Source organism: Holdemania massiliensis, assembly GCF_022440805.1.
GTDB lineage: Bacteria > Bacillota_I > Bacilli_A > Erysipelotrichales > Erysipelotrichaceae > Holdemania > Holdemania massiliensis_A.
This window is the reverse complement of sequence record NZ_JAKNTK010000001.1, coordinates 1568460-1587273: the sequence shown is the minus strand read 5'-3', so window position 1 is coordinate 1587273 and position 18814 is coordinate 1568460. Positions and strand designations below refer to the sequence as shown.

Annotated in this window: 20 protein-coding genes; all 20 read right to left on the bottom strand. The window is 49.4% G+C overall.

What is annotated here, in order from left to right; genetic code table 11:
• Positions 1–158 precede the first annotated feature (158 nt).
• The 20 genes from tsf to yfmF all read right to left on the bottom strand — a co-directional run bounded on the left by tsf (position 159) and on the right by yfmF (position 18789).
• Positions 159–1049, bottom strand: a complete 891-nt coding sequence (tsf, locus tag MCG46_RS07105; protein ID WP_240278883.1) for a translation elongation factor Ts — start codon at positions 1047–1049, stop codon at positions 159–161.
• Positions 1050–1051: 2 nt separating this feature from the next.
• A complete protein-coding gene (gene rpsB / locus MCG46_RS07100) occupies positions 1052–1993 on the bottom strand; it encodes a 30S ribosomal protein S2 (protein ID WP_020223117.1) in 942 nt (313 codons plus the stop codon).
• A 182-nt stretch (positions 1994–2175) separates the two neighbouring features.
• Entirely contained in the window at positions 2176–3162 is a 987-nt protein-coding gene (gene xerA / locus MCG46_RS07095) for a site-specific tyrosine recombinase/integron integrase (protein ID WP_240278882.1), read from the bottom strand.
• A complete protein-coding gene (gene trmFO, locus MCG46_RS07090; protein WP_240278881.1) occupies positions 3132–4442 on the bottom strand; it encodes a methylenetetrahydrofolate--tRNA-(uracil(54)-C(5))-methyltransferase (FADH(2)-oxidizing) TrmFO in 1311 nt (436 codons plus the stop codon). Before trmFO ends, xerA begins: the two co-directional genes overlap by 31 nt.
• Positions 4432–6459 (bottom strand): type I DNA topoisomerase, encoded by a 2028-nt coding sequence (gene topA / locus MCG46_RS07085; RefSeq protein WP_240278880.1) that lies wholly within the window; start codon positions 6457–6459, stop codon positions 4432–4434. Before topA ends, trmFO begins: the two co-directional genes overlap by 11 nt.
• Positions 6460–6540: 81 nt before the next feature.
• The gene (gene dprA, locus MCG46_RS07080; protein ID WP_240278878.1) at positions 6541–7323 is read right to left on the bottom strand and encodes a DNA-processing protein DprA; all 783 of its coding nucleotides are present in this window, start codon (positions 7321–7323) and stop codon (positions 6541–6543) included.
• A 298-nt stretch (positions 7324–7621) separates the two neighbouring features.
• A complete protein-coding gene (locus tag MCG46_RS07075; RefSeq protein WP_240278876.1) occupies positions 7622–8245 on the bottom strand; it encodes a ribonuclease HII in 624 nt (207 codons plus the stop codon).
• Entirely contained in the window at positions 8242–9087 is an 846-nt protein-coding gene (ylqF, locus tag MCG46_RS07070) for a ribosome biogenesis GTPase YlqF (RefSeq protein ID WP_020223111.1), read from the bottom strand. The genes MCG46_RS07075 and ylqF overlap by 4 nt, the downstream gene beginning before the upstream one ends.
• Before the next feature lies 1 nt (position 9088).
• Positions 9089–9649 carry a signal peptidase I gene (gene lepB / locus MCG46_RS07065; protein ID WP_240278875.1) on the bottom strand — a complete coding sequence of 187 codons (561 nt, stop codon included), beginning with the start codon at positions 9647–9649 and terminating at the stop codon, positions 9089–9091.
• Between the two features lie 65 nt (positions 9650–9714).
• Positions 9715–10062 (bottom strand): 50S ribosomal protein L19, encoded by a 348-nt coding sequence (rplS, locus tag MCG46_RS07060; RefSeq protein ID WP_006060887.1) that lies wholly within the window; start codon positions 10060–10062, stop codon positions 9715–9717.
• Between the two features lie 121 nt (positions 10063–10183).
• Positions 10184–10957, bottom strand: a complete 774-nt coding sequence (trmD, locus tag MCG46_RS07055; protein WP_240278874.1) for a tRNA (guanosine(37)-N1)-methyltransferase TrmD — start codon at positions 10955–10957, stop codon at positions 10184–10186.
• Entirely contained in the window at positions 10954–11460 is a 507-nt protein-coding gene (gene rimM / locus MCG46_RS07050) for a ribosome maturation factor RimM (protein WP_020223108.1), read from the bottom strand. The genes trmD and rimM overlap by 4 nt, the downstream gene beginning before the upstream one ends.
• 46 nt (positions 11461–11506) lie before the next feature.
• Positions 11507–11761, bottom strand: a complete 255-nt coding sequence (locus MCG46_RS07045; RefSeq protein WP_006060883.1) for a KH domain-containing protein — start codon at positions 11759–11761, stop codon at positions 11507–11509.
• A 3-nt stretch (positions 11762–11764) separates the two neighbouring features.
• The gene (gene rpsP, locus MCG46_RS07040) at positions 11765–12037 is read right to left on the bottom strand and encodes a 30S ribosomal protein S16 (RefSeq protein WP_006060882.1); all 273 of its coding nucleotides are present in this window, start codon (positions 12035–12037) and stop codon (positions 11765–11767) included.
• A 102-nt stretch (positions 12038–12139) separates the two neighbouring features.
• A complete protein-coding gene (gene ffh / locus MCG46_RS07035) occupies positions 12140–13528 on the bottom strand; it encodes a signal recognition particle protein (RefSeq protein ID WP_020223107.1) in 1389 nt (462 codons plus the stop codon).
• 334 nt (positions 13529–13862) lie between these two features.
• Positions 13863–14951 carry a sensor histidine kinase gene (locus MCG46_RS07030; protein WP_240278873.1) on the bottom strand — a complete coding sequence of 363 codons (1089 nt, stop codon included), beginning with the start codon at positions 14949–14951 and terminating at the stop codon, positions 13863–13865.
• Positions 14941–15630, bottom strand: coding sequence for a VanR-ABDEGLN family response regulator transcription factor (vanR, locus tag MCG46_RS07025; protein ID WP_240278872.1), 690 nt, complete (start codon positions 15628–15630; stop codon positions 14941–14943). Before vanR ends, MCG46_RS07030 begins: the two co-directional genes overlap by 11 nt.
• Before the next feature lie 80 nt (positions 15631–15710).
• Positions 15711–16067, bottom strand: a complete 357-nt coding sequence (locus MCG46_RS07020; protein ID WP_154240370.1) for a single-stranded DNA-binding protein — start codon at positions 16065–16067, stop codon at positions 15711–15713.
• A 168-nt stretch (positions 16068–16235) separates the two neighbouring features.
• Positions 16236–17534, bottom strand: a complete 1299-nt coding sequence (gene yfmH, locus MCG46_RS07015) for an EF-P 5-aminopentanol modification-associated protein YfmH (RefSeq protein ID WP_240278871.1) — start codon at positions 17532–17534, stop codon at positions 16236–16238.
• Positions 17518–18789, bottom strand: a complete 1272-nt coding sequence (gene yfmF, locus MCG46_RS07010; RefSeq protein ID WP_240278869.1) for an EF-P 5-aminopentanol modification-associated protein YfmF — start codon at positions 18787–18789, stop codon at positions 17518–17520. Before yfmF ends, yfmH begins: the two co-directional genes overlap by 17 nt.
• Positions 18790–18814: the final 25 nt, after the last annotated feature.

Genomic DNA, 18814 nt, shown 5'->3' with positions numbered 1-18814 from the left:
TCGTTTTTGATGAAGTTAGTATACCCATTTAAAACGAAGTCTGGGTGAACAACATGAGAATTTCACCTGAATTTTCCAAAAAAAGGGATCTTTTGCCAACGCTGTTTTTAAAAGAACTAAAAAAAAGCGACTGATCACTCAATCGCTTTAGGTTATGCTTATTTGCCGATCTGCTTGGCGACTTCTTCCGCAAAGTTTTCTTCGCGTTTTTCCAGACCTTCGCCGACAGCGTAGCGAATGAAGCATTCAACTTCTGTATTCGCAGCCTTAAGAACCTGAGAAACCTTCTGGTTCGGATCTTTGAAGAACGGCTGGTCAACCAGGCACATTTCCTGCAAAGACTTGCTCAGACGGCCTTCAACGATGCCCTGCAGCACTTTTTCCGGCTTGTTGGCCAGGGATTCATCATTCTTCATGATTTCCATCTGAACGACTCTTTCCTTTTCAACAACTTCCGCCGGCATGTGGTTGCGGGAAACATAGCTTGGGCTCATCGAAGCCACCTGCATCGCCATGTCTTTGGCAACCGCCGCGTCATCGCTGTTCTTTAAAACGACGCAGGCGCTGATCTTGCCGCCCATGTGCATATATGTTCCAAAAATGTCGTTGTCTGTCTTTTCCATGATTTCGAAGCGGCGCAGCGTAATCTTTTCACCAATTGTCGCTGTGGCATCAATGAACTTGCTTTCCAGCGTTGCTCCATTGACATTCAGAGCCAGAGCTTCTTCCAGCGTCTTCGGCGCAGCTTTGAGGATCATCTCTGCTGTCGTATTGATCAGGTCTAAGAACTGTTCGTTCTTGGCGACGAAATCGGTTTCCGAGTTGACTTCAATCAAGCAAGCCCGGTTGCCTTCGGCTACGACCCGGGTCAGACCTTCAGCCGCGATCCGGCCGGCCTTTTTCGCCGCTTTGGCGATGCCCTTTTCACGCAGCCAAGTAATGGCCTTTTCCATGTCGCCGTCGCATTCGGTCAGGGCCTTTTTGCAGTCCATCATGCCTGCGCTTGTTCTTTCACGCAGTTCTTTTACTAATGCAGCGGTAATTGCCATGACTATTTTGCCTCCTTTGCAGCTTCTGCCGGTTTTGCTTCAGCAGCTGGTGCAGCTTCAGCAGCCTTGGCAGCTTCAGCATTTTCGCGGCGCGGTGTGAAACGCTTGTTATCGCCATAGCGGTTGTTGCGCGGACGGCGTTCTTCGTTTCTCTGACGACGGCGGCGTTCGTTTTCTTCCGCCTGCTGTTCAACGTTGATGATGACTTCCTTCATCGTGATGTCTTCCGCTTCCTGATCTTCCTGATAAGCATAGCTTAACAGACCGCCCTTGGTTTCAACAATCGCATCCGCCAATACGCCGATGATCAGTTTTACCGAACGAATTGCATCATCATTGGAAGGAATCGGGTAATCGACTTCTTCTGGATTGCAGTTGGTGTCAACCATCGCAAAGACGGGAATGTTCAGCTTCTTCGCTTCAGCAACCGCGTTGTGTTCTTCCTTCGGATCGACAACGAAGATTGCATCCGGCAGTTTCTTCATTTCTTTGATGCCGCCTAAGAAGTTTTCCAGACGAGCTGCTTCCTTGCGGATCTGAGCGACTTCCTTCTTCGGATAAACATTGATCGATCCGGAAGCTTCCATTTCTTCAATTTCCAAAAGCCGCTTGATGCGCTTCTGAATTGTGCGGTAGTTCGTCAGAATGCCGCCCAGCCAACGCTGGTTGACATAGAAAGAACCGGAACGCAGAGCTTCATCCAGAACAACGCTCTGAGCCTGCTTCTTGGTGCCGACAAACAGAACCTTGCCGCCCTTTTCAGCAATCGCCTTCATGGCTTCATAAGCTTCATCCAGCTTCTGCTGTGTCTTGGCTAAATCGATGATGTAAACACCGTTTTTCGCTGTGTAGATATACGGTTTCATCTTCGGATCCCAACGACGGGTCTGGTGTCCGAAATGAACGCCGCTTTCGAGCATTTTACGCATAGATACAACTGACATTTTTAATTTCCTCGCTTTCCGTTATATCCTCCATCACTTCCAACACGGTCACTTGATCGCTCAAGCACGGAGCCGTGAATCCATGATGTGTGTTGTGCACCCGCCCGAAGCGGATGCCATGTATTAATATACCATAAGGCACTTCCGGTTGCAATCCCAAAAGTGCCTTATTGAAGCCTGATTCAGGCATTTATTTGATTTTTTGAACGCTCATGGGAATGCGGATGGGCATCGTCGACCGATTTCTTGAGCCGATCGACGGTGACATGCGTATAAATCTGCGTCGTCGAGAGCGAGCTGTGTCCCAAAAGCTCCTGCACCGTCCTCAGATCCACGCCGTTGTCGAGCAGATGCGTCGCAAACGAGTGCCGCAGCATATGCGGATGCAGCGGCTGATTCAGTCCGGCATCCTGCCCCGCCTGAGCCAGGATCATCTGCACAGCACGCGGGGTGATCGGCGCACCGCGCTGGGAAACAAACACCACTCCATGCTCTTCTTTCAGATACAGCGCCCGCGACTCCTTTAGATATCGGATTAACAGTGTCCGCAGCCGTTTATAAAAGGGAACGATCCGCTGCTTGCCGCCCTTGCCGCTGACGGTCAGAATCCGCTCATCAAGATCCAGCTCATTCAGGGTTAAGGAACAAACTTCACTGACCCGAAGACCGCAGGCGTACATCGTTTCCAGAATCGCGCGGTTGCGCAGCGCTGCCGGATCTTCGCAGTCAAAGGAATCAAACAGCGTCATCATCTGATCAAACGTCAGAAACTCCGGAATCGTTCGGTTCAGCTTGGGGGAATGCAGCCCCCGCGTCGGGTTGACCCGCAGGCCCTGATAGCGGTTAAGATAATGATAGAACGAACGCAGCGTCGACAACATCCGTGAAAAAGAACTGTCGCTGATTTTGCCGCGGGTAATCTTTCCGCTGCGCAAAAGCGAAACATAGTCAAACATCAGTGCTTTATCGACCTGGCCGAAATCCGCAATCTCCTTTTCTGCCAGAAAAGCGGCGAAGCGTTCCAGATCCCGACGATAGCCGTCGGCCGTGGCAGCCGAGCCGCTGCGGCGGGCAACGATGAATTCGATAAACTCATCCACCCGAATCCTCAGCTGAGCCGCTGCCTTTTCCTGCGGGGTTACTTCGTGTCCCATGTCAGCGTGCGGCAAAACTGTTCCAGCTCCTTCAGCGCCTGGATGCCATAGGCTTCCTTGCGTTCACTCTTTTTTACTTTCTGAACTAACGGCATGATGCCGAAATTCGCATTCATCGGCTGAAAATGCTTCGGATCGGCATGGGTAATATAATGCGCCATCGCTCCGATCATGCAGGTTTGCGGAAACGGGATCAGATCCAGTCCCAGAACCAGCCGGGCACATTGAATTCCAGCGTTTAAGCCGCTGGCCGCGGATTCGATATAGCCTTCCACCCCCGTCATCTGACCAGCGAAAAATAAATCCTCACGCACTCGTGTCTGATATGTCGGACGCAGACAGGTTGGGGAATTGATATAGCTGTTGCGGTGCATGACCCCATAGCGTAAGATCACACAGTTTTCCAGCCCCGGAATCATCTGCAGGATGCGTTTTTGTTCCGGCCATTTCAAATGCGTCTGAAAACCGACGACATTGTACATACTAGCGGCGGCATTATCCTGACGCAGCTGCACGACGGCATAAGGCCGGCTGCCATCGGGACGTTCCAGTCCTACCGGCTTCATCGGCCCAAACAACAGCGTTTTCTCCCCGCGCCGTGCCATTTCTTCAAACGGCATGCAGCCCTCAAAGTAAATTTCCTTTTCATGTTCGTGAATCGGCGCGCTTTCCGCATGGATCAGCGCCTCATAAAAAGCTTCAAACTGAGCCTTGTCCATCGGACAGTTGATGTAATCGGCCTCACCCTTGTCATAACGCGACTTGAAATAGGCCTTGGTGAAATCAATGCTATCTTTTTCGATGATCGGTGCGGCCGCATCGTAAAAGTAGAATGATTCCTGATCCAGAAAAGCCTGGATCTGTTGACTCAGCGCGTCGCTGGTCAGCGGTCCGCTGGCGATGATGCAGGGTCCCTCTGGGATCTCCGTCACCTCACGATGCACGACCTCCACCATCGGATGGGCGCTGAGCCTTTCGGTAACCGCCTGCGAAAACGCCTCACGATCCACTGCCAGAGCGCTGCCTGCCGGAACTTTAAACTCGTCGGCAACCTTCATGATCAGCGAATCCAAGCGCCGCATTTCTTCTTTCAGAATCCCGACCGCATTGGTCAGGGCATCCGAACGCAGCGAATTGGAACAGACCAGTTCGGCAAAGCTGCCGGTTTTGTGAGCTGGGGTCATTTTTCCTGGCCGCATCTCAATGAGCGTCACTGGGATATGGCGCTGCGCCAGCTGCCAAGCCGCTTCGCTGCCAGCTAATCCTGCACCCACGACCGTCACTCTATTCGGCATCTTTTTTCTTTCCTTTCCGGCGGAAGGTCGGCTTCTTTTCCCCTTCAATATTTTCAATGTGGCGGCATTTCGGGAAATTGGAACAGCCTAAGAAGTAATTGCCGTAACGGCTTTTCCGCTTAAGCAGCTCCCCACCGCATTCCGGGCAAAGCTTGCCGGTCGGTTCCGGCTTCTCTTTTTCCGGTGCTTCAATTTTACGCGTGTATTTGCATTGCGGATAGTTCAGACAGCTGATGAACTTGCCGAACCGTCCCTGACGGATCACCAGTTCGCCACCACATTCCGGACAAGCTTCGCCGATCTTTTCCGGTTCCATTTTCTCCATGTTCTGATAAGCGTTGTCGACTAACGGCTCAAATTTATCATAAAATTCTTTCAGCGACTGAACATGATCCCGATCGCCCTCGGCAATTTCATCCAGCTCGGTTTCCATGTTCGCTGTATAGCGGACGTTGATGATGTCATTGAAAAATTCTTCCAGCTTCTGCGAGGTCAGCTCCCCCTGTTCGGTCGGGAAGAAAACCTTGGTCTTACTTGTTTCACTGGCCTTTTTCAGTTCGACGTAGCCGCGCTGCTGAATCGTGTCAATGATCATCGAATAGGTTGACGGACGGCCGATTCCCTGTTCTTCCATTTCCTTGATCAGCCGGGCTTCGGAATAACGCAGCGGCGGTTCAGTAAAATGCTGATTGCCGTTGAGCGAAACCGGCGTGCACTTCTGACCTTCGCTTAAGTCCGGAAGCAGCACATCCTTGCTCGATTCATAATCGGAAACCATTTTTAAATAACCCTCAAAGGCTAACTGCGTGCCGCTGGCATTGAAATCATAACCGTTGATTGACAGGACAACGCTGACGGTATTGGACTTGCTTGGAGCCATCAGCGAGGCCACAGCACGGGCATAGATCAGCTTGTACAGTTTGTATTGATCCGGACTCAGATACTTCTTGACCTGTTCCGGCTCATTGTCCAGGCTTGTCGGACGGATCGCCTCGTGGGCGTCTTGGGAATTTTCATCATTTTTGATCTTGTATTTGCCCCAGTATTCCTTGCCGAAACGCTCTGTAATATAGCCCTGGGCAGCTTCGATAAAGACATTGCTCAGACGGGTGGAATCGGTACGCATATACGTGATCAGACCTTCGCTGTGATCTTCCAGTTCTACGCCCTCATACAGCCTCTGCGCCACCTGCATCGTTTTCTTCGCAGAAAAACCCAGCTTGGTTGATGCTTCCTGCTGCAGCGTTGAGGTGATTAACGGCGGCTTGGCTTCCTTTTTACGGACTTGTTTCTTTAACGCGGAAACCGTCATCTCGCCCTGGCAGGCTGCCAGTGCCTGATCGGCTTCCTCCTGATTGTGTATTTCAGCCTTCTTCCCGTTGATCTTCGCCAGGGCGGCGCTGAATTCCTTGCCGTCCTCTTTGAACTTGGCATCCAGCGTCCAGTATTCTACCGGCACAAACGCCTTGATTTCCTTTTCCCGCTCCACGATCAGCTTTAAAGCCACCGACTGCACACGTCCGGCGGACTTGCTGCGAATTTTCGATTTGAGCAGCTTGGACAGCTTAAACCCGATGATCCGGTCCAAAATCCGGCGGGTTTCTTGGGAATGAACAAGATCCATATCAATCTTGCGCGGATGATCAAAGGCCTGAAGCACCGCATCCTTGGTAATTTCATTAAAAACCACACGGTTATCCTGATCGACGTCCAGCTTTAATTCGCTGGCCAAGTGCCAGGAAATAGCCTCACCTTCGCGGTCGGGGTCGGTTGCCAGATAAACTTGATCGGCTTTTTTCGCCTTGGCTTTCAATTCTTTGACGGTCTCTTTTTTATCATCGCTGACCGTATAGGTCGCTTTGAAGTTGTCGTTGATGTCGACGCCCAGACCATCCTTTCCTTTGATGGCCAGATCGCGGATATGTCCCTTGGAGGAAACTACTTCGTAATCCTTCCCCAAGTATTTTTCGATTGTTTTTGATTTTGACGGCGACTCGACAATGACTAAGTTTTTCATCGTCATCCTCCTTACTACTGAGTCCTTCTCAGTTCCAATAACCTATATTGCCATAACTTTGCAGAAATTACAAATAACTTTTCAAAATTTCATCGATTTAACACGGTTTTTACAGGCTTGAGTCCATTGTCCAGGACCTCTTGTGAGCTGAGCGGGCTCCAATAGAATCTCTGCCCCCTGGCTGATCAGCAGATTGCAGCCTTCCCCTTCTTTATTCATTGCGGGGTAAGGCAGACACCAAACTTCCCGATTCAGTTCCAGCGCTTCATTGACTGTCAGCATTGTTCCGCTGTGAAAGCCCGCCTGCATGACAACGATGCGATCGCTTAACGCGGCGATCAGCCGATTGCGCCAGGGAAAATGATGTTTCAGCGGCGGTGTATGCGGCGGATATTCGCTGAGCAGTAAATTAGCCTTAGGCAGTTCCTCATACAAATCCCGATTATACGCCGGATACGGCCGATCCAACCCACATCCGGCAATGCCGATTGTTCCCCGGCACATTCGCAGCGCTGCCCGATGCGCCGCCCCATCGATGCCCAACGCCAAACCGCTGACGATCACCTCGTCCTTCAGTGCCGCGCAGCAGCGTTCCGTCATCGTCAAACCATACCGGCAGGCCTTACGCGAACCGACAATGCCCGTGGCCGGCAAATCTGCCAGGGACAGATCCCCGCGATAAAACAGAATCCAGGGCGGATAGCGAAGCTGGCGGAACAAAGCTGGATATTGAGCATCCGCCCAGGTGACATACTTTTCTGAAATGGCGGGACAAGGCGGCTTTTCTCCCTGCTTTAATCCCAGTGTGATCTTTTCCCATTCTCCCTGATACTTTAACGCTAATCCCAATATTTGCTTCTGCATATCTTCACCTTGCCCCTTCTATAAAGATATACGCAACATTTTAAAAAAGACTGTTTTTTTTACCAACAGTCTTCCTTTTTTACTGGTAAGCACATTTTACTAGGTCCATTCCGGCTTTTCAGCGAAATACGGGTTTGCTTCCTTGCGCCTGAGATTCGTATCCTTTCTTTTCTTTAATGAAATATCTGACTTCATTTTTTGTACTGCTTGATGCAAACTGACGTCTTCGCAGTTCATGCAATACAAAAAATGATCCGCTAATTCAGATCATTTCTGTTCTGTTGTTTTTTAATGCCGCTTAATCCAGATCCAGCGCTAACTGGTTCATTCGGGCAACCGGACCGTAGCTTTTTCGATAAAACGGCAGTACGCCGTATTTCTCCATCGCTTCCAGATGCGCCTTTGTCGGATAGCCTTTATGCTTGGCAAAGCCATACTCCGGATACAGCCGATCATAGCCCAGCATGATATGATCCCGAACGACCTTCGCCAAAATACTGCCGGCGGCAATCGACAGACTCTTCTGATCTCCCTTGATGATCGACAGTGTCGGTTTGGCACAGTTTAACAGCGGCATCGCATCGGTCAGCACGGCTTCCGCGTTGATTTCACGGGCGATTTCCTCCATCGCTTTCTGCGTTGCACGATAGATATTCAGCGCGTCAATTTCCTCAGGCGTCACAATTTTAATTTTGTAGCAGCGGGCTTCTTTCAGAATCAGCGAAAACAACATTTCCCGTTTTTTCTCGCTCAGAGCTTTGGAATCATAAATTTCAGAATTGGCATAGCCGATATCAAACACGGCTCCGGCGACCACCAGCGGTCCGGCAATTGGCCCCCGTCCGGCTTCGTCGATGCCGACGACATGTTTACCTTGATCCCAGAAGCTGCGTTCATATTCCAATCCAGCCTGATGGCTCATATTGGACGCTCCCAGCTGATCGGCCCCAGCTTATCGTTGCGGATTTCGTTGATCACCATGTCGATCGTCCGCGTGAGATCCGCTTCGCCCTGCTTGTTTAAATGTCTTCGGGAAGCAGCGATCTGCGCTAATAAAACGTATGGATCCTCCGCCACTTCACTCAGCGCATAACGATCCTGCAGCTTCTGCGGCTCATGCGCGCTCAGCCATTTCAGCGCGTAGACCACAACGTCTTCCTTGGGCAGAATTTCATCCCGGATCGCGCCTGTCAAAGCAAGATGGAACCCAACGGTCGGATCTTCAAATTTCGGCCACAACACGCCCGGTGTATCGAGCAGCTCTACGTCTTTGTTCAGTTTGACCCACTGCAGCGAACGGGTAACCCCCGGACGATCCGCGGTCTGTGCGATCTTCTTGCCCGCCAGACGGTTGATCATCGTCGATTTTCCGACATTCGGCACCCCGACTACCATCGCCCGAATCGCCCGCGGACGGATGCCGCGGCGAATCATCCGTTCAATTTTTTCCTTCATGACTTCCTTGCAGGCCTGCGTCAGCTTCGGCACGAAAGAGTCATGAAGCAAATCGGCGGCGATGACCAGTGTTGTATCATCTTTCAGTTTTTCAATCCATTGCTGAGTGATCTCGGCTTCGCCTTTATCCTTTTTCGACAATACGATCAAGCGGGGTTTGGTCTGAATGATGTCATCCAGCATCGGATTTTTGGAAGACAAAGGAATGCGGCAGTCCCGCAGCTCGATCACCAAATCGACCAGCTTTAAATTCTCCTGCATTTCCCGTTTGGCTTTGGTCATATGACCGGGAAACCACTGGATTGTCATATCAATGCACTCCTATCTGTTGAAACGGAAACAGCACGACCACATCTTTGGCCTTAATCTGTTCTTTCTTAAATGGCCCGTACCAGCGGGAATCACTGGAATACGGCCGATTGTCACCAAGCATGAAATACTCATCCTCCGCCAACGTTACCGGACCAAAATCCTGCGTAAAGATGCCGTTGGTACTCTGGCTGCGCTTGTAGTCCGCGTCAAAAAAATCTTCTTCTACAATTTCCCCGTTGATTAAAAGCTGATCTTGGCGATATTCAACGGTTTCTCCCGGCAGCCCGATCACCCGTTTTACCAGGTGTTCCTTCTTTTCCGGAACATAAATGATCGCGACGTCAAAACGCTTCAGCCCCTGCATCCGGTAGGTCAGAATATTCGAAAATCCGATGGCGTTGTTGTGCAGCGTCGGATACATGGAATCCCCGTCAACCCGAACCGGCCGAATCAGAAATCGTGTGCACAGGAAAACAACCACGATACTGATCAAAAGCATTTTGACAAATTCCCAGATCTCCTGTCCCCAGTTGATTGGTTCTTTTTTAATCTCATCCATGACTTATCCTCCTTGCGCCCAAAAACTGCGCTGCATAAGAAAAAGCCGGATAGCTCCGGCTTCGACTAGCGAATTTCTTTGATACGAGCCGCTTTGCCGGACAGACCGCGCAGATAGAACAGCTTGCTTCTTCTGACTTTGCCTCGACGGACAACTGTGATCTTGTCGATAATCGGCGAATGCAGCGGGAATGTTCTCTCAACGCCAACGCCGCTGGACATTTTACGAACGGTGAAAGTTTCAGCGATGCCGCTGCCTTTCTTCGCGATAACCAGACCTTCAAAAGCCTGGATACGGGATTTGTCGCCTTCTTTGATTTTGACGTCAACCCGAACTGTGCATCCTGGACGGAATTCCGGAATGTCAGTACGGAGCTGATCTTTTGTAATTTCGTTGACTAAATTCAGATTCATACTTTTTCTCCTTTTCAAATACCTGATATATCCGATGCTCATTCATTCATGGAATCAGCGGAACATGGACGCTATTAAGCTGTATAACTATAACATACCCCTTCTGAAAACGCAATCCTTTTTATTCCAAATCCGGCTTGATTTCAGGACTTTCAAGCTGATTCAGCGCCTTGGCTTCCTCTTCCTCACGGACTTCATCGAGAAGCTTCAGTTCCTCTTTCGTAAACGCGCGGTGCTGAAGCAAATCCGGCCGCACCTGCAGCGTCAGACGCAGGGATTCCTTCAGTCTGAACTTGCGGATATTCTCATGATGGCCGGAAAGCAGAACCTCCGGCACCGGATGACCGTCATAGTCCACCGGCCGGGTATACTGCGGATATTCCAGCAGTCCGTTTTCAAAGGATTCATCAAGATGACTTTCTTCGGTGATCACCCCCGGCACCAAACGGGTCACGGCATCGGTGATCACCATGGAGGCCAGTTCCCCTCCGGTCAGCACATAATCGCCGATACTGATTTCCTCATCTGCATATTCGCGGATTCGGGCGTCAAAGCCTTCGTAATGCCCGCATAAAAGAATCAGGTGTTCCTGTTTCTGCAGCTCGCGGGCCTTGGCCTGAGTGAACTGCTGGCCGGTCGGCGCCATCAAGAGCACCTTGCTGCTTGGCGTCCGGACGCTTTTCAAACAATCAAGCACCGGCTGGCATTTCATAATCATTCCCTGACCGCCGCCGAAAGGATATTCATCGACGCGGTTGTGCTTATCCTCGGTAAACGCCCGGATGTCGATCGCCTCGATTTCCGCCAGGCCTTTCAGCCGGGCCTTTTTAATGATCGACGTTGTTAGAAAGCCTTCAAACATTTCCGGAAACAACGTCAGGATCGTAATTCTCATAACAGTCCCTCAATCAGATCCAGCGTGATGGTCTGCGCCTGCAGATCTACCTGCTTGACGAAAACGTCAATGTAGGGAATTAATGCTTCTTTGCCGTCCGGTTTTTTCAGCCGAATCAGATTCTGCGCCGCCGAGGCTTCCATGCGTACGACTGTTCCTAGTTCATGCCCCTGCGGATCCACTGCCCTCAGGCCTTTCAACTGGAAGAAATAATATTCCCCCTCCTCGAGCGGCGGCAAGGTTTCCTGATCGATGGCCAGTTCACAGCCTTTGTAGCATTCCACTTGATTGATATTGGTCACGCCTTCCAACAGCACCAGCAGCAGTCCCTTGTGTTCCTTGACTGATGCAATTGTGACGATCTGATCTCCCTGAGGCATACAGATGGTCAGCGTCTGTCCCGGCGCGAAGCGTTCCTCAATAAAATCGGTATCCGGAACGACTTTTAATTCTCCGCGAATGCCAAAGGTATTCACGATTTTGCCGATGATCATTTTTTTCATCCCGACTCCTCCTTCTGCTTTGAAAAAAGGATGCAGGGCATCCTTCTTAATAAGACTCAAATTTTACCGAAATCCGGCGGTTTTCGATCCGAGCCGGCACGTTCATCAACTGCCGCAGTGCAGAAGCCATGCTTCCCTGGCGGCCGATCAGACGAGCGATATCCTCGCTCTTGGCATAGACCACTAACAGGATCTCGTTTTCGTTAAGACTTGGCAGCGACTTCACTGATACACTGTCCGGGTCTTCCACCATCGGTTTGACCAGGTTCAGTAAGACTTTCTCCAGATCGAGTTCTGCCATAAGTTACTTCGCGTTTTTTTCTTCGTGCAAACGCTTCATCAGACCTTCGCCGGACAACAGATTGCGAACTGTGTCGGAAGGCTGTGCGCCGTTTCTCAGCCACTTCATTGCCAGATCTGCATCGATCTTGACCGTAGCCGGATTCGTTGTCGGATTGTAGTAGCCGATCGTTTCAATTGAACGTCCATCTCTTGGGAAGCGGGAATCCGCAGCAACTATTCTGTAAAACGGAGCTTTCTTAGCACCCATTCTCTTTAAACGCAGTTTAACAGCCATTTTTCTATACCTCCTGAAAATTACTTACTCATCATATCATAAAAAGAAAGCCTGTCAAGTGTTTTTCCTTTACAGGCTTATTTTTCTGACCGTTTTTTCAGACTACCACTTCCGCCGACGCGGATTAAGCGGAATATTCATGCCTTTTTTCTGTCCCATCAAGGCGTTCATGTTCATCTTGCCGCCTTTTTGCAGCTGGGCCATCTGTTTCATCATCTGCCGGGTTTTCTCAAACTGATTGACCAAAGCATTAACTTCCTGAACGGTAGTGCCGCTGCCGGCCGCAATTCTTTTCTTGCGGGAGGCACGCAGGATTCCTGGATCCTGACGTTCTTCTTTGGTCATCGAGCGAATGATCGCCTTGGAGCGGTTCATCTGCCGCGTGGTCTTTTCATCATCCATCTGCGATGCAAACTGATTGAGTCCTGGAATCATCTTCATGATGCCGCCCAACGATCCCAGCTTCTGAACCTGCTCGACCTGCTGCAGCATATCGTCCAGCGTAAAGGTGCCTTCCATCATCTTGCGGGCGCTCTTTTCGGATTGTTCCAGATCCATTTTTTCCTGTGCCTGCTCGACTAAGGTCATGATATCGCCCATGCCGAGAATTCGATCTGCCATCCGATCAGGATAGAAGACATCCAGGTCTTCCATCTTTTCGCCTAAACCAATAAACTTGACCGGAACCTGGGTAATTGAACGCACTGACAGCACTCCGCCGCCGCGGGAATCGCCATCCAATTTGGTAACGACTAATCCGGTAACATTCAATTTTTCATGGAAAGCCTGGGCTACATTGATGATATCCTGACCGGTCATCGCATCGACGGTTAACAGAATATCATCCGGTTTCGCGATTTCCTTAATCTGAGCCAACTCTTCCATCAGCTCATCGTCGATATGCAGACGGCCGGCGGTATCGATCAAGACGATATCCGCGCCGCTTTCCTTCGCCCGCGCCAGACCCTGACGCACCGTTTCCACAGCCGGGGTTTCAATGCCTAACGAGAAAACCTCCGCACCAACTTCCTTGCCTAAAGTCTGCAGCTGTTCGATCGCGGCCGGACGGATCACGTCCGCGGCAATCAGCATCGGATGCTTATTATATTTCCGCTTCAAAAGCGAGGTAATCTTGCCAACCGAGGTCGTTTTACCCGTACCCTGCAGACCGACCATCATAACGACAGTCATGCCGGATTCCTTAAAGTTCAGCGGTGCTTCCTTTTCACCTAAAAGCGCAACCAGTTCATCATGAACAATCTTGACGACCATCTGAGATGGATTCAGGGAGGTATAGACCTCCTGACCTACCGCTTTATCTTTTACATTGACTAAAAAATCTTTGACGATCTTGTAATTGACGTCTGCTTCCAGCAAAGCCAGCCGAACTTCCCGAAGCATGTCGTCCATGTTTTTTTCTGTCAGTTTCCCCTGGCCGCTGATATTTTTAAACGCTTTATTCAGCCGCTCTGTCAACGATTCAAATGCCATACTTGTTTCTTCCTTTCCTGCAAATTTCTTATCCGAAGTTTATTATATCAAGAAAAGCAAGGCAAAGCACTCTTTTCATTTCTTTTTAAACCAAATTCAGAAAAGAAGGCCTGAAAAACGGCCTTCTTTCGTTCAGTTTAAGCTTGAGTGACAATCTTTTTACGTCCTTTCTTTCTTTCAATCCACGCTCGTTCATTGAACAGAGTACGACAACATCTTTCGATCCGTTAATTGACTTCATGTCCGTGAGGGATACGGATTTCTCTATGTCCACCGCTGCCGTTCGTGTTGTTTTTCGTGATTCCTCTTTCCACCGATCGAAGTGAAAGAATCCTCACTTATGCTTATTAAAATGCAGATGGAATTCAATCCGTTTGCCGATGCCTACAGCCCGGATCGTTCCGCCGTGCATTTCCACGATATCTCTGGCAATCGCCAGCCCCAGACCCGCACCGCCGGTAGAGGCACTGCGTGAAGGATCAGCGCGGTAGAACTTCTCAAACAACATAGGAATCTGATCTTCGCTGAGCTGCGGGCCGATGTTGGCAAACATCAGCTCCACCCCGTCGTTATTCTCCCGCATCGTAATCTCGATATCCGTGCCGCTGTCGCAATACGCCAGCGCATTGCGCAGCAGATTATCGAAAACTCGCGCCAGTTTATCCGCGTCGGCGTTGATCATGACGCCCTCCTGCAGCTGCAGTTTGCATTCTACCTGCCGTTCCTCAAATAACGGATAGAACTCATCGGTCAGCTGCTGAAGCATGATGCTTAAATTGACAGCTTCTTTGTTTAAGGTCTGTTTCTGCAAAGCAAACCGCGTGATATCAAAAAACTCATTGATCAAGCTTTCCAAGCGGTAACTCTTTTCCAGCGCGATCTGCGTATATTTCTCACGCAGTTCCTCGCTGATTTCTTTTTCATCATTCAATAAAGACAGATAACCGATGATTGAAGTCAGCGGTGTTTTTAAATCATGAGCCAGATAGACGACCAGATCATCCCGTTTCTGTTGTTCCTGCTGCTGTGCCTGTTCGCTGCGCAGCGTTTCAAATTTGATTGAATTCAGCTGATTTTCAATTTCCTTAAAATCCGTCGGAAGAACAACCAAGCCTTCATCCTTGTTAAAGACCTGATTGATTGATGTAATCATCTGCTCCAAATAATTGGATGTCTTGCGGATCGTAAAATAAATGACGACCATAATCGTTCCGGAAGCGATGATCAGCAGCAGCGCTTCCTTGTTGCGCACGCAGAATCGATAGAGTCCATTGTCCAGCGAAGAAAGGAAATTCGCAATGAAATCATTCAAAATCCCATCAGCCAGCTTTAATCCGAATAAAAGCAATATGATGGCGCCGATAATCTGCAGGCTTAACTCCAGAAACAGCCGGATCTTAAATCGCCGCAGACTATTTTTCAATTTTATACCCCATTCCCCATACTGTCTTGATAAACTTCGGATTACGTGGCTGTTCATGCATTTTCTCACGAATCCGGCGAATGTGAACCATGACCGTATTGTTGGACTCAAAATACTTTTCCTTCCAGATGTTTTCAAACAGATCCTGCGAACTGATCACCTTGCCGCGGTTTTCGCACAGCATCTGCAGAATCGAAAATTCGGTCGGCGTCAGATTCAGCTTCTCCCCATACAGCGTGCATTCATGGGTGCTGCAGTTTAAGATCAGTCCCTGGAAATCAATAATATTCTCATCCCGTTTCTGGGAATTATAGCGCATATAACGGCGCAGCTGCGCTTTGACTCGGGCGGTCATCTCCACCGGATTAAACGGCTTGGTAATATAATCATCAGCGCCGATGGTCAGACCTGTGATCTTATCAATATCCTCGCCCTTCGCTGTCAGCATGATGACCGGATAATTATAATGGCAGCGGATTTCCTCACACAGATGAAATCCGCTGCAGTCTGGAAGCATGACATCGAGAACCGCAAGATCAAATTTGCAGTCACGAATTAATCTCTTAGCTTCCGTTCCGCTGTACTCAACAGTTGTTTGGAATCCTTCATTTTTCAGATAAACCGAAACCAGCTGAGCGATTTCCGCATCGTCATCCACGATCAGAATTTTCTCATTCATCTTTATCCCTCATTTCGATTTCAAGTATAGCCTATAAACGAATTTCCAACAATCTGCAAATTCTTACAAAGAAATAAACGTCATGCGCTCTGTTCAGCCAGCGGCGGGTTATTGATCGGCTTGACCGAAATAAACGAAACCTTCTCCGCCACCACTTCTGCGTTGTAATACATCGGACCTTCTTTCGGCTCATAGTTGTGCGCCTGCAGCCGTCCCTTAACCGCAACGACAGAACCCGGCCGCAGCAAATCCGCACACGTTTCCGCAACCCCGCGCCACAGGACAACATTGAAAATATCCTGATCGTACTCTCCATTGCTGTTGCGGAATCCCCGATCGACCTCCAGCAGCATCGTTGCGATTTTTGTCCCGGCGGCTGTCAGACGGATCTCAGGAATTTCTTTTACCTTTCCTACCAACACTGTAAAATTTAACATAGCTTTCCTCCTTGCTTTCCCATTATGGCGCGCATCAAAGATTCTGACAAATCGGCAAATTCGACCTTTTTTTATTGGTTAGCTGGACGTAAAGGGGAAAACTTGACAAAAAAAACGGAGAAGTCTAAATTCCCCATTTTTCTAAAATTTCTTTATTTTAATTCTGGCTTACGCCTGAGGCTGTCCTTCATCCGGACTGATTTCAACCACGCTGCGCTGATCAAACGACAGGGATTCAAATGCATCCTGAACCTGCTTCTGATCCAGCTGATCAATGATTTCCAGAGTATCAAAGAAGCTGACGCCATTGAACTGATTGCGGATCATCGCCACGGCAATATCCTCCATGTTATTAAACGTCCGCATCGCTTCGCCAAAATACCGGCGCTTTAACAGCTGCAGCTGCTGATAATCCATTGCCCGTGTTTTCAACGCGTTCAGCTGCTCCTCGACAAACTGCGTAAAGGCCGTGGCATCTTCCGTTTCATTGTAGAACATCATCATCGCGTAGTCCTTGCCCAGATCAATTTCATAGCCGAAATAATCGTTAATGACCTCGTTGTCCAGCCACTTCTGATAATCCGGATTCAGGGAACTGAAATGGGATTCAAGCAGACACCGAATCGCCCACTCCCGACGCACCCGCTCTTTGGCCGAAGTTGTTAACGGCGCAAATTTGTAAGCTACGCTGACCTTGCGAACCGCAACGTCCATCGGGATCACCGTATGACTGGACACGACAGCTTCCGGCTCTTCTTCCAGATAACGACCAACGTCTTTGGCCTCAGCAAATGACTTCGGCTTCTGGTTTTCCTCAATCCATTCCAGCAAGGTCTGAGGATTCTGCGGACCGGCCACGATCAGCGTCATGCGGGAAGGATGATAGTTAAGCTCATAGCAATCCTGAAGCTGCTGCCGGGTTGTCGCATTGACGCTCTGCTCATCCCCACCGATATCGCGGTTAAGCGGATGCTTGTGATACAGCGCTTTAAACGTTTCAAAAAACAAACGGCTGTCCGGCATCTGCAGGTACATCTTCAATTCCTGATTGATGATGCCCTTTTCCTTTTCCACAGATTCATCGGTAATCCGCAGATCCTGAACAAAATCAATCAGCAGGTTCAGCGGTTCCTTTAAATCCCCATGACTGGTCGTAAAGTAATAACAGGTCTCATTATAGGACGTAAACGCATTGACATTCGCTCCCATCCGTGAAAAGTCTTCCATGACATCGCCTTCATCCGATTCAAACAGCTTGTGCTCCAGAAAGTGCGCAATGCCGCTGGGAAAATCAAGATGATTTCCAGCCTTATCGATCTGCCGGTAATCCAATGCTCCATAGGGTGTGGCAAAGACGACTGCCGTGCTGACAAAATCCGGCTTATGCCAGAAAATCAAGTTCAGACCGTTGTCCAGCGTATGGGTATACCACGTTTCATCAAATTGGGCATTAACAATTTTCTTCATGGACATCCTCCTTTTGAATCAATGCGAACACTGCTTTGCACTCCATCTTGGCAAACAGCCTCATGATCGCTTCGCGGTCGACTTGGCGGATCTGATCACTGATCTCTTCCAGTTTCTGAGCCTGACCTAAAAGACAGTTCTGGAATTCTCGGTTGATCATCGACACCGGATCATCTTCGGAAGCAAGAATGGAGTTGATCAGCATTTCCTTCGCGGTATTGAGCATTTCCTCATCGAAATCGCCGTCGGCCATCCGCTTTCGCTGCTGCTCAATCAGTTCTTTGACTTCCTCCAAGTGGGATCCGTCAATACCGGTGCTGACGCTCATCACTCCATCATAGGAAAGAATGCTGGAATAAATGGAATAACATAAACTGCGTTTCTCACGGACTTCCTGGAATAACAGCGAGGTCGGAAGCTGACCGAAAATGCAGCTGCCGGTCCGCAGCGTCCAGTAATCCGGACTGCTTAAAGCAACATGGGTCGGATACATCATGACTAATGTTGTTTGATCAATCGCACGGGTTTCCGATTTCTGCTGCGGTTCTTCCTTCTCTGTCAAATATTCACTCTTCATTTCCAGTTCCCGATCCTTCAATGGAAAGGCATGCTTTAAAAGCCGCGTTACTGTTTCAGCTTCCACTTGACCTTCCACAAAGATATCAATGCGGTCTTCACAAATCATTTTTTCATAAGCTTCGCTGACCTGTTCTAACGTGATCGCTTCCGCTTCTTTTAACGTTGGCAAAACGCTGATCCCTAACGCCTGACCTTCACCTAACAGCTTTGCGCACTGCGCAGCAGCATACGCTGCCGGATTATCGCTGCGGCGCTGAATCATCGCTTTCAGATTGATCATCGCTTCCTTGAACAAAGCCTCAGACAGCTGACCGTCCGTTTTTAACGGATGCAGCAGAAACTCAGAGGCCAGCGCGATCTGCCGCTGCAGCAAATCACCACCAACATATTTTTCATTTAAGGTCTTAATCCTGAACTCTAGAATCTGTCCCTGACCATACGTCGTTGTGCGCGCAGATGCGCTCGCTCCATACAGTCCGTCCAGGCAGCAGGAAACTTCCCGCTTTGTCGGATATTTTTCACACCGGTCCGCCAGCATCAGGGCCAGGACCGTTCTAACCCAGCTGTCCGGGGTTTTCAGCTCATTAAAAAAACGGAATGACAGGATGACGTCCTTGAATTTTCCGGTTTCCAGAATATGAATTTCAACATTTTTGCATAGTGTTTCTGATCTCATCAAACGTTCCTCCTTTGTTACCTAG